The organism is Christiangramia marina, assembly GCF_048285865.1.
Lineage (GTDB): Bacteria > Bacteroidota > Bacteroidia > Flavobacteriales > Flavobacteriaceae > Christiangramia > Christiangramia marina.
Genome location: NZ_JBLVTK010000001.1, coordinates 1,391,744 through 1,404,465, shown reverse-complemented (window position 1 = coordinate 1,404,465; position 12,722 = coordinate 1,391,744). Strand labels below are relative to the sequence as shown.

At 38.1% G+C, this 12,722-nt stretch carries 8 protein-coding genes; 3 read left to right on the top strand and 5 right to left on the bottom strand.

Annotation, left to right across the window (positions count from 1 at the left end; all coding sequences use genetic code 11):
• Positions 1 to 318: 318 nt before the first annotated feature.
• The 3 genes from ACNKXS_RS06475 to ACNKXS_RS06465 form a co-directional block, all read right to left on the bottom strand.
• Positions 319 to 2,214, bottom strand: a complete 1,896-nt coding sequence (locus ACNKXS_RS06475) for a putative porin (RefSeq protein WP_417920120.1) — start codon at positions 2,212 to 2,214, stop codon at positions 319 to 321.
• 115 nt (positions 2,215 to 2,329) lie between these two features.
• A complete protein-coding gene (locus ACNKXS_RS06470; protein WP_417920119.1) occupies positions 2,330 to 3,757 on the bottom strand; it encodes a RagB/SusD family nutrient uptake outer membrane protein in 1,428 nt (475 codons plus the stop codon).
• Positions 3,758 to 3,762: 5 nt separating this feature from the next.
• Positions 3,763 to 6,834 (bottom strand): SusC/RagA family TonB-linked outer membrane protein, encoded by a 3,072-nt coding sequence (locus ACNKXS_RS06465; RefSeq protein ID WP_417920118.1) that lies wholly within the window; start codon positions 6,832 to 6,834, stop codon positions 3,763 to 3,765.
• 170 nt (positions 6,835 to 7,004) lie between these two features.
• Between ACNKXS_RS06465 and ACNKXS_RS06460 the strand changes: the two genes are divergently transcribed.
• The gene (locus ACNKXS_RS06460; protein ID WP_417920117.1) at positions 7,005 to 7,601 is read left to right on the top strand and encodes a ribonuclease HII; all 597 of its coding nucleotides are present in this window, start codon (positions 7,005 to 7,007) and stop codon (positions 7,599 to 7,601) included.
• A 31-nt stretch (positions 7,602 to 7,632) separates the two neighbouring features.
• Entirely contained in the window at positions 7,633 to 10,008 is a 2,376-nt protein-coding gene (locus ACNKXS_RS06455; protein ID WP_417920116.1) for a hypothetical protein, read from the top strand.
• 2 nt (positions 10,009 to 10,010) lie between these two features.
• Here the strand turns inward: ACNKXS_RS06455 and lipB are convergent, their stop codons facing one another.
• Complete coding sequence (lipB, locus tag ACNKXS_RS06450; protein ID WP_417920115.1) at positions 10,011 to 10,709, bottom strand: lipoyl(octanoyl) transferase LipB; 699 nt, start codon at positions 10,707 to 10,709, stop codon at positions 10,011 to 10,013.
• A 3-nt stretch (positions 10,710 to 10,712) separates the two neighbouring features.
• Positions 10,713 to 10,871 (bottom strand): YqaE/Pmp3 family membrane protein, encoded by a 159-nt coding sequence (locus tag ACNKXS_RS06445; protein WP_084509746.1) that lies wholly within the window; start codon positions 10,869 to 10,871, stop codon positions 10,713 to 10,715.
• A 120-nt stretch (positions 10,872 to 10,991) separates the two neighbouring features.
• Between ACNKXS_RS06445 and lysS the strand changes: the two genes are divergently transcribed.
• Positions 10,992 to 12,683: a lysine--tRNA ligase gene (gene lysS, locus ACNKXS_RS06440; RefSeq protein ID WP_417920114.1), complete on the top strand. Its 1,692-nt coding sequence runs from the start codon at positions 10,992 to 10,994 to the stop codon at positions 12,681 to 12,683.
• Positions 12,684 to 12,722 lie beyond the last annotated feature (39 nt).

Here is a 12,722-nt window from a genome sequence, read left to right as displayed (position 1 = left end):
CAAATATACACTAACTTTTTCCTTTCTACCAAACTAAAATTTAATAAATTTTAATTTAATTTTTTAAAGCCAGATCCTTTCACATCACCCACCATTACTACTCTCAACGAACATACGCCTTGCTGCCAAAGCGGCTGCAAATATACACCCCATTTTTAATTACACAATGGCTTTCTGAAGAAAATTTTCGTTTTATGCTAACCGTAAAGACTTCAGAGAAAAGCTGCTCAAAACAGTAAAAATAAAGGTGTTTTAATATCAATACAGCAAGTAAAAATCAAACAAACTCCTGATATGATAAATTCAGTATAAAGAATACTACAGGAAAAGATCCCAAACCAGGCCAAATCTTACGAGAAAGTCGGTATATGGATAGTCTGGAGCAGAGAAATTGTTGTTCCCTGTAACCAGAGAATTTAAATGCTCCAACTTAAAGAAGATTCTTGCTTTGTCCACTTTTGCATTAAAGAAATAGTCCACTACAGGAAATCCACCAATTTCTTCTTCATTCTGAACATAGAATTCTGCAAGGATGGGATCGTATGCATTCGCTTCATACTTTGTAAAATATTTAAAAGTGAACCCTGTTTGAAGATACAATGCCTTATCGAACCAGAAATCTTTATAGTATATAGAATTCCTGGTAACCAGATCTGGAACATTAAGAACGCCTGCTCCTTCGAGTACATTCTGGTACATTATAGTATTATAGCTTCCGAAGAGACCAAAATCAAATTCTTTTTCAGCCTTCAGCTTTAAATGCCTTACCGGCTGATCATATTGAAAAGGTTTTACTGATCCATTTTCATTTTCAGTAAAGTATGTATACTTATCAATTTGTGATAGTGATAAATTTATGTTCGCATACTTTTCAGAAGAAAGCCTGGCGTATAATTTCTGCGAGCTAACATTATCAAAATCGTTCTGCCAGTTATAGTTGATGTAATCATTCTGATAGAGTAGAAAATTGAAATTAGGCAAACTGCTATTTTGATCGAAACCAAAACGGATACTATTTTTATCATCAAATTCATAACCAGCGGAAATATTCAGATAATTACCGGAAAAATCATCATCAAGGTTGAGTCGTCCGGCAGCCTTAAGATCAAAATCACCGATACGCTCGTGGTAAGTAGCCCCCAGATGCAATAAATTTCCAAAGAGTTTATTGCCTACTACAGACTCCTCTGTAATATACACGGCGTTATAACCATAATCATAATTGGTATGCCCGGCTTTTACGGAGAGTTTTCCAAGTACATCATTTTCAAAATTCACTGCGGCTTCATTAAATAAAGTATATAGTCGAGTAGATGTTTGCAAATTAGTTGCCTCAAAGGAATCACCATAAAGACCATTCTCAGCAGTTTCCTGTTTAAAGACAAACTTTTTGTAACTATGATCAAAGATGTGAGAAATACTCAGGTCGTTTGTGGAATCCCTGGGATCTGTAATTTGATATTCATGATCAATAAAGAACCTTTTCCCAAAGAGAGTACTTTCAGCATCCTCGTATTTGACATCGAGTACAGATCTATCATCGAACTCTTCTTCCTCGGCAATATATTGAAGTACCGCAAGGCTATCAAGTCCTCCGTTTTCCTCATTCATTAGATCCTGAGAAACGAAATGTGCTTTTATACGATACCTATCATTAGTGGTATTATAGGAGAACCCCATTCTAAGATTTCCGGTGCTGGTCAAAATATTCTGGTATTTACCTAATGCCCTCGTTCCCTTATATGCAATAAACATATTTAAGTTCTTAGAAGTATTGATAGTAAATAAAGCATCGAGCTGCTGCCCCTGTTCCGGTACAGTCTTGAAATAAAGCTGAGTCCATGGAGTTGGAACCTGATAATAGTTGATATCACCCACTTCCATAAAACTATAATGCCTTGCTTCTGCTCCAAATCCGGGGAATGCTTTGCTATTATTCTCAGTGAAACTAAGAGCATTGTAGGTTTGTCCGGTATTTGAAAATGGTAGTAGCTCAAAATTATCTTTTCTCAGATAGTTGAACTTGTAATCTTTTGATATAGTAAGCGTGGTATCCAGGTGAGTAGTATCATTCTTCACCGAAATGATCTTATACAAATCTACCGGTGGTATGCTATCTTGTTTTTTCTGTGGTTTGGATTCCTGCCCAAAGTCTTCCTGACTTACAGCTGAAAATGAAATCAATAATAACAAAAAGGTTAAAGCTCTATACATACGAATATAATGGTATCGCAAATTTATAATTTATAACGTAAGAAACTCTGTGAAATTGGGGAATAAAAAAAGCCGCTCTAAATGAGCGGCTTTCTATAAGATATAAAGAATTTAATTATTCTCCGTAACCAGCATTCTGAGGAACATTTGAGTTAGCGTCAACTTCTGCAGCCGGGATCGGTAGTGCAAAGTTGAAACTTCCATATGCAGGACCTTCATGTGTTTGAAGAACTGGATCTGGATTAGGAATATCCATCATAGTTCTAGCAAGGTCATGAAATCTAAATCCTTCAAAAGCAAGTTCTTTTCTTCTTTCAAGCAAGATATTATCCTTAGAAGCAGAATCATATGACATAGCACCACGATTCTCAGGAATCATATTTAGCCAATCTAAAGCGTCACCAGAATCATCTCCTGAAGTTTCTAATAATGCCTCTGCGTAAATCAATACAACTTCCTCATATCTAATAACCGGAATGTTGTCATCATAAGGAGCAGTAGAAGGATACTTTCCAATGTTTCTAAGAGTTCCGTTAGCGTCAACACCTATAACAGTTTCAGCTTCGTAATCTGTAGAAGGATCATATTCACTTACACCTCTTACATCACCCTCATCATAGATGGCAGCAAGATTAGGAAGAACTACAACATCACCATAAGCACCTTGCTGATAGATGTTAGCTAGACCATTAATACCCTCATTATCAATATCTGATGCAGCAATTTCAAAAATTGAATTCGTGCCACCATCAGAAGAGAATGTGCTAAGGAATGCATCTTCAGATACTACTGAAAATTGCCCTGAATCTATCACAGTTTTAGCTGCATCAAGAGATCTCTGCCAGTCACCGAAGTAATTAGCAATTCTAGCTTCAATTGCACTAGCAGCATAAGTACTAAAGTACTCCACTGGTGCACTAGCACCCATAAGACTTTTAGCCATATCAAGATCTGCGTAGGCCATGTCTCTTACTTCCTGTACAGTATTTCTACCTGGAAATAGTGCTGTCTCATCTCTAAAAGCTGTAACGTAAGGAACACCAGCAGCAGATAAACCACCATTATTCACATTTTGCTGACCATAGAATTGCACAAGGTTGAAGTGCGCTAATGCACGTATAACATATGCTTCTCCTTTAATTTGATCAATCGCTGCCTGATCTCCAGTTATTCCTTCAGAATTGATAACAATATTGGCAGAACCAATTACAGAATAAAGTCTCGACCACAACGATTCAACAACACCGGAAGTAGGAAGTAAATCCATTCTTGCTTCTGCAACGAACCTGTTAGAGTTTGCATTAGAGGCAGTATTATCAGAGAAAACTTCTCCAAGAATTATATAATCTCTACCATAATAATCTGTCAAGGACATTCTATTATAGGCACCGTTAATAATTGCGTTGAGATCATTTTGCGTGTTAACGCTAATGTCGATGTCTTTTGATTGTTGAAGAGTAGGATCAAGATCCTCATCTGAGCAGCCAACGAAGACGCCGCATCCAATCATTAACATAAATAAATATTTAAAACTCTTTTTCATTTTTCTTAAAATTTAACGTTAATACCTAAGGTATATGATTCAACTGGCGGAGTAGTCAACCTAGTAAATCCATCAGCTCTTGTTTCTGGATCCAGTTTAAGACCATCCTCTTTTACCCAGGTATATATGTTTGTACCTCTTAGTGTTAAGCTCAATCCATCAAGACCAATTTCATTAGCCCATGCAGATGGAAGATTGTAACCGAAAGATAGATTTTTCAATCTTACATAATCACCATCATAAAGGTGTCTAGAACTAGTTGCATGGAAGTTATTGTTCTGAGCATAGTTTACAGCTGGTACATCAGTAACGTCACCAGGCTGTTGCCATCTGTCCATCAATTCCTGAACCCCGTTGTAAGTACCCAAAGTAAAGCTATTAGTTCTCAAATAGAACTGAGCGTATTGCTCATAGATCTTGTGACCTCCCTGGAAGTATGCATTAGCTTCAGCAAAGAAACCTTTGTAATCAACACGCATACCTAATCCACCTGAGTAAGTTGGAAGAGCATTCGCTCCCTGATCAACTCTTTGAGCAGCGTTGTAGTTAGAAGTAACTTCACCATCTACACCATTTACATACCAAGTTGGAAGTCCAGTTTCAGTATCTACACCTGCCCATGTTCTCATGAACCAGGTATTTACAGGAAGACCACTACGTGTTGTAGTATAAACACTACCAGCGTTTGGATCAAGTTCCTGACCATCTGCACCTGTTGCTAATTCCACAACTTCATTTTCTACTGTCGCATAGTTAGCAGAGATATTCCAATTGAAGTCTTTAGTGCTAATAATATCAAAACCTAATTCAGCTTCAATACCAGAGTTTTTCATTTCTCCAATGTTACGAGTTTGAGAGCTGAAACCTGTAGTTAGAGATAAAGGTACAGCTAATAATAGATCATACGTTCTTCTGTTATAATAAGAGAATGAACCAGTCAATCTACTATCGAACATTCCGAAACTTAAACCTAAGTCATAAGTTTCACCTTTCTCCCATGTAAGGTCATTGTTTCCAAATTGAGAAGGAAAACCTGCACCGTTACCAGCATAATTAGCACTATATGTAAGCAAAGCCTGGTATGAGTTTAAACCAATGTTGTTGTTACCAGTAATACCGTAAGAACCTCTTAGTCTAAGAGTATTAAACAAGTCAGTATTCATGAAATCTTCTCTATGAACATTCCATGCAGCACCTACAGAACCAAAAGTACCAAAACGCTCTCCAGATGGAAATCTAGATGAACCTTCACGTCTAATCGTACCATCAACAACATACTTACCAGCATAGTTATAATTCAATAGCCCTAGGTATGATACATTGATCCAATCTGTGTACTGAGAATCTGCATCAAAAGCAGCACTTGCAGTGTTGATCTGAATTAGACCATCAACTGGAAAGTTTTGACCATATCCAAATAGATATGAGTTCTGATTCTTTTGATATTCAAAAAGAGTTGTAAGATCAAAATTATGATCATCAGCCAATGTGAAACCATAGTTGAAAGATCCCTGGTAAACCCAGTTGTAGTTCTTTTCATCACTTACAGTTGCATCGCCATTAAAGTCGTCTGCATCACCTTCGTAACGGTTTCTATATGCAGTATACTCGTTCAACTGGTAATCCATACTTAATCTATTAGAAAAAGTAAAGTCTGTAAAAATCTCCCAGTCAAGTTTAGTATTTACTAATGCACGAGTTAATGCGTTTCTTGTAATATTATTATCCTGTACATAAAAGATGTTTGGAAGAGACCCAAAAGGAAGGTTAATATTCAAAGATCCATCTGCATTATCAGGATTATTGAAAGGGTTCATTAAGTATCTTGTGATAAATGGGTTTGAAAAGAAAGTACCGTTTTCTAAAACCGGGTTCTGCTTAGTATTAGACACATTCACAGAAGTCGCCAATTGTACGTTATCACGCAATTTTCTATCGTAAGAGAAAGCTCCGTTGATTCTTTCAAATTCACCTCCAATAACAGTAGCTTCAGTGTTGTTATAACCTACAGAAGCATAAAAATTAGAAAGATCATCACCACCAGATGCAGACAACGTGTAGTTTTGAGTTAAGGCATCATCATTTCTAATTCTACCATCCCAATCGTAATCTGTTCCATCAAAATCAGCAGTTGCTGGCGACAATAGATTGAATCCAATCGCAGTATCGATAGCGTTATCAACTGTAAAACCGAAATCACCGTTAGTACCATTAGCACCGTAAGCATTATTCAAAGCTTCTCTTAACAATGTTTCACGTTGAGCTCCTGTTAGAGACTCACGCTTGTTGAAAGCATCGTTTTGAAAACCTACCTGACTGCTAAAAGTAAATGAGGTTTCACCTTTTTTACCATTTTTAGTTGTCACAACGATTACCCCGTTGGACCCACGAGCACCATAGGCTGCTGTAGCAGATGCATCTTTCAAAACAGTAATACTTGCAATATCCTGGCTATTGATAGAAGCCAATGGATTTAAAGATGTTTGGTTCGCACTACCAGAAATGTTGGCGTTAGAAACTGGCACTCCATCAATAACGTAAAGAGGATCATTATCAGCATTAATAGAGCTAATACCTCTAATACGAATATCCTGAATCGCACCAGGCGTTCCAGAAGATTGAGAGATCTGAACACCAGCAACTTTACCCTGTAAAGCCTGCTCTACAGATACAGTTGGAGATTCAGCAATCTCAGCACCACCAATTTGCACAGATGATCCTGTAACTTCTTCTACACCTTTGGTGCTATAACCCAATACAACGACCTCAGCAAGAGCGTCAGCATCTGTTTGCATAGTTACATCATAAGAATCTGCAGCTCCAACTTTAATGTCCTGGGATGCAAACCCAACGTAACTAAAACTCAATACAGAACCATTTCCAACCTCCAGTGTATACACACCATCGAAGTTAGTTTGAGTTCCATTACCTGTACCTTTTTCAAGAACAGTCACCCCAGGTAGAGGCAAACCATCTTCGTCAACAACCGTTCCTGAAACGGTTTTGTCCTGTGCAAAACCAATTTGCACGACTAACACCAGTAACAGCGTTAGAAATCCATGTAATCTTTTTTTCATTATTTCGTTAAATTTGAATTAGCCTGCGTCAAAAATGCTAATAAATCCTTAACATACCAAAAAAACTTACACTTTAACTTATTAAAATTTTAACAGGCTCAAAGAAAACGTTGTAATTCACTGCATCCTTAACCCCTTTAATTGTTAAAAGATTACAATCTTAAATGCATATGCTAAGATCTTATGATAAATCAAAACTAGTGGCGGGAACCGATGAAGCCGGTCGGGGCTGCCTCGCAGGGCCTGTTACTGCTGCTGCTATCATTTTACCTAAGAACTTTAAAAACAAGATTTTGAATGATTCCAAAGTCATGAGTCTAAAAAACAGGAATCTTTTAAGAAATCTAATACATGAAAATTCCTTCGATTTTGCAGTGACTCATGTTTTTATGGAGGAGATTGATAATATGAATATACTAAATGCGTCAATTACTGCGATGCAGCGGTCTATAATGAAATTGAAGACCAAACCAGATTGTATCATTGTTGATGGCAACAGATTTAAACCTCTGGACTCCATACCTCACGAGTGCATTATTAAAGGTGACGGTAAGTTTCTTAGTATTGCAGCGGCTTCTGTTCTGGCAAAAACCCACCGCGATGAGTATATGCAAAAGATCCATGAAGAATTCCCTATGTACAATTGGATAAAGAATAAGGGGTATCCTACCAGGGAGCATCGAGCTGCTATCGAAAAGTATGGTATAACCAAATACCATCGGAAAAGCTTCAAACTCCTCCCCGATCAATTGAAGATTGAATTCTAAGTTTATATTTTTGTAACCCTACCTATTATATATGAACAAGTTTTTAAATCTTATTCTTCTTTTGTTATTTATTTCCTGTGCAGAAGATTCTGATAGCAATCTAAATAACACAGAAATTTTACCAAATTCTTCGGAAGTGATCTTCGTTTCACCTTCCAGCGAGCAACTTGAAAAAGATCTGATGCAACACGAAGTCACTTTTAACAGTGGAGACCTGATGGATTCAATGATTGACGCCAAAGATCTTTTGAAGTATATCAATTCTGCAAAAGAAACCACTTTTTATATAGATAGCGACAGTATAGGTTCTAAATTTTCGGTTTTGATCATTCACAAAGATTCTACTTCCTTGGCGCTGGATAGTATTCAAAACAAACAGGTGGAAACTTTTAATGAAGAAGATATTCAGTATAAGAAGTTGAAACTGGAGAAATCTGAAATTTACCAGCGTGATATCGCCAATCTCAGCATCTTCAGTAAAAGTAAGTATGCCATCGTTCAGGCGAAGCGAAGTAATAATTCGAATCCGAGGGAATTCGAGAAAGCGTTGGATGCTTCAGATCCAAACAAGACCTCATTAGTCTATACAGATAGTATGAATGTAATGTTCTTTTCTGAAATGTTCTCCGAGATAGATCTTCCGAAGAAAAAAGGAAACTGGAATGTACTGGACCTACATGCGAACGAATCTGAACTTATTTATAACGGGATTTCAATACATCCTAAATCCGAAGGCTCTAAAAACTTTACCTCTATAGCAGACTTTAAACATGAGGTCGCAAGGTTTTGCCCGGAAGACTTTATCACTATAGTTTCTATAAGTTCAGGGTTGAAACTTCAAAACAAGGATACAACCGCTAATCTGGACTTTCTGGATAAAGTAAGTGACATCTCAAGTATCAAGGTGAAACCCGGAAATATCCATATTTGGAATGCAATTGATACCGAACTGGTCAAAAACCGACTGTTCCGCGAATTTGAGCTTAATGAACGATTCAGGGAAATTGAAATTTTTAAGGGAGATTTAGCTGTACCGGAATTGTTGCTAGATCCTGAAGTTAACCTAAGCTCCGGATACTTTATTGTCATTGATCATTTTATAATAGCTTCTGAAGAGATCTCCGTCCTCGAGAACTTAATCGTTAATTTTCAAAATGGCAAGACGCTATCAGAAAACCCGCAATACGTAAGAATGTTGAATTCGCTGTCATCTGAATCAAGCATGCTTGCGATAACGAATATTTCCGCAACGAAAGAATTGGGGATCCCTAAAATATCTAACTTTAAAAAAGGTAGCCTGGCTGCGTTTCAGGTAATTTCAGAAGAAACGTACGATCATCTACACGGTATTATCGCAGAACCAACGGAGGCAGACCGACTTTCCAGAGGCGCTGAACAGTTTGCAACAATTACCACCAGCCAGCCTATAGCTGGAATTCTCCAGTTCTTTCGGAATCATGAAACAGACCAGATGGATATTCTTGTCGAGGAGACAGGGAATCAGCTCAGCCTGTTTTCCAACAAAGGCAGCATGTTCTGGTCCAAACAACTGGATAGTCAAATCTCAGGAAAAGTGCACGAAGTAGACCTCTTTAAAAATGGCAATAAGCAACTTGCTTTTTCCACTGGCTTCCAACTTGAAGTGCTGGACCGCAAAGGCCGCGATGTAAAACCCTTTCCTAAAAAGTTTAATGACGCGCTTACGCAGCCTCTGGCAGTATTTGATTATGATAACAACAGGAAATACAGGTTTGTTCTGACTCAGAATAATAAAGTTTACATGCTTGGGCCAAAAGGTAACAGCATAAAAGGTTTTGATTTCGACGGAACAAAAAGTGACATCAGCAAAGCTCCGAAGCATATCCGGCTGGGAACAAAAGATTATATCGTGGTTCAGGAAGAATCGGGCAAATTACAGATCCTGAGTCGGCAGGGTAAGATTCGTGTTCCAACCTCAAGTAATTTTAATACTTCTGAAAATGAATGGTACGGCTACCAGTCTGATTTTATCATTACTCAACCCGAAGGCAATTTGATCGAAGTCGATCAAAACGGAAAAGTTGATTTAAAAAGCCTAGACCTTGCAGAAAACAATCGTTTAGTTGCAAATGCAAATCATCTGGTCTACCTCAATGAAAATGAACTTGTGATCGATGATTCCAGTGTTAATCTTGATTTCGGACTCTACACAGATCCGCAACTATTTGAAATTGGACGCAAGACCTATGTAAGTATTACCGACACCCAGGCGAAGAAGGTCTATGTATTTAATGACAAAGCTGAATTACTTCCCGGCTTTCCAGTATATGGAACTTCTGAAGTTGATCTTGCAAATGCAGATCTGGATAAACGCCTGGAGATGATCGTAAAAGGTGATGATAACGAGGTCCTGCTCTATAAATTATGACCCTAAACCAACTCAGCTTCGAATAACTGACTAAAATGTTTCATCAGTTTTTGCTGAACTTCAGCCATATCAACTTCTTTCTGACCTAACTCTACATTTAAGGAAGTAACAGCCTTGTCCTTAATTCCGCAGGGAATAATATGATCAAAATAGCCAAGATCTGCGTTGACGTTCAGGGCAAAACCATGCATGGTTACCCATCTGCTAGCTCTAACACCCATAGCACATATCTTTCTCGCGAATGGAGTTCCTACATCCAGCCAGACACCGGTTTCTCCAGGGCTTCTTTCAGACTTTATTCCATATTCTGCCAGGGTGAGAATTACAGTTTCTTCCAGCAACCGCAGGTATTTATGAATATCCGTAAAAAAATTATCCAGATCGAGAATGGGATAACCCACTATTTGTCCCGGCCCATGATAGGTAATATCCCCTCCTCTATTGATCTTATAAAAACTGGCATTTTTTTTCTCCAATTGCTCTTCAGACAAAAGAAGATTGGTATGATCGCCGCTTTTTCCTAAAGTGTAAACATGAGGATGCTCCACCAACAGCAAATAATTTCGGGTAGCGATATTTTCATTCTGCCTCCGGTTCCTGATCTTTTGATCCAGAGTTTCCTTAAACAGTTGCTCCTGGTAATCCCAGGTTTCCTTATAATCCCTGCTTCCCAGATTTCTAACTTCAACTTCCTTATTCATACTTTAAGACTTGGGATTATTTAATATAATGAGCGCAGCAATCACTCCGGGAACCCATCCCAGCAGCGTAAGTATTAGTACGATTAGAATTGAACCACAACCGCGATCATAAACTGCCAGCGGGGGAAATAATACCGATAGAATTACTCTCCAAATACTCATTATCACTAATTATAAAGGCAAAGATAGAATTATTATTTCGGCTTTTAATTGCATTGTATGGCAGGTTGATAGTCACTATATTTGCATCCGCATTTTTGTTGAATGCATAAAAAAAATTATATGCAGCAGTTATCAGAACAGGAACAAATTAGACGTGAGAAATTATCGGCGATACGCAAAGCCGGAATTAATCCATATCCAGCCGATCTTTTCCCGGTAGATCATACGACTACAGAGATCAAACAAGATTTTGCGGAAGGTAAAAAGGTGGTGATCGCCGGAAGATTGATGTCGAGAAGGATCCAGGGAAAAGCTTCTTTTGCTGAACTTCAGGATTCCAATGGTAAGATACAGGTATATTTTAACCGTGACGAAATTTGTACTGGTGATGACAAAGCGAAATACAATGATTTCTATAAAAAATGGCTTGATATTGGCGATTTTATAGGAATTGAAGGAGAGTTATTTAAAACTCAGGTAGGAGAAATGACCGTAATGGTAAAAGATTTTCACCTGTTGAGTAAGTCTTTGCGACCACTTCCACTTCCAAAAACAGATAAGGACGGGAACACTTATGATGGTTTTACAGATCCTGAACACCGCTATAGACAGCGTTACGCAGATCTTGCGGTGAACCCAAAGGTGAAAGAGGTTTTCGTAAAGCGTACGAAACTTTTCAACGCCATGCGTAACTTCTTTAATGATAAAGGATATTTTGAAGTTGAGACGCCAATACTTCAGCCAATTCCAGGTGGTGCAGCTGCAAAACCTTTTGTATCACATCATAACGCCCTGGATATTCCACTATACCTTAGAATTGCGAACGAGCTATATCTTAAAAGATTGATCGTTGGTGGATTCGATGGTGTATATGAATTCTCAAAAAACTTCAGAAATGAAGGAATGGACAGAACTCACAATCCTGAATTCACTGCAATGGAAATTTACGTGGCTTATAAGGATTATAACTGGATGATGGAGTTTACCGAAAACCTGCTCGAGCATTGCGCCATGGCGGTAAATGGTAAAACTGAAGCTACCTTCGGAAAGCATACCGTAGATTTTAAAGCTCCGTATAAGCGGATTACGATGACCGATGCCATTAAGCAATTCACAGACTTTGATATTACCGGTAAATCTGAAAAAGAGCTATATGATGCAGCCACTAAAATGGGCATTGATGTAGACGAAACTATGGGTAAAGGAAAACTCATCGATGAGATCTTTGGAGAGAAGTGTGAAGGGAACTTTATACAGCCAACTTTCATTACAGATTATCCTAAGGAGATGAGTCCGCTTTGTAAGACTCACCGAGATAACCCTGAGCTTACAGAACGTTTTGAATTGATGGTTTGTGGTAAGGAGATCGCGAATGCCTACTCTGAGTTAAACGATCCAATTGACCAGAGAGAACGCTTTGAAGAGCAATTGAAACTATCAGAAAAAGGAGATGATGAGGCGATGTTTATCGATAACGATTTTCTTCGTGCACTGGAATACGGAATGCCTCCAACATCGGGACTTGGAATCGGGATGGACAGGCTGATCATGTTCTTGACCAACAACCAGTCGATACAGGAAGTATTATTTTTCCCTCAAATGAAACCTGAAAAGAAACAGGTAGAACTATCGGAAGAAGAAAAGTCAGTTTATACCTTGTTGAAGGATGATCAGGTTCATGACATGAATTTAGTAAAAGAGAAAAGTGGTTTAAGTAATAAGAAATGGGATAAAGCCTTAAAATCTCTTCGCAAGCATAAAATGATCGAAGTGTATAAAGAAGGTGAAGTTCTTAGCATCAAGATCGCTTAGTTCTGAAAATCATATTTGAAAAAAAGAGGCTTTCCAGCC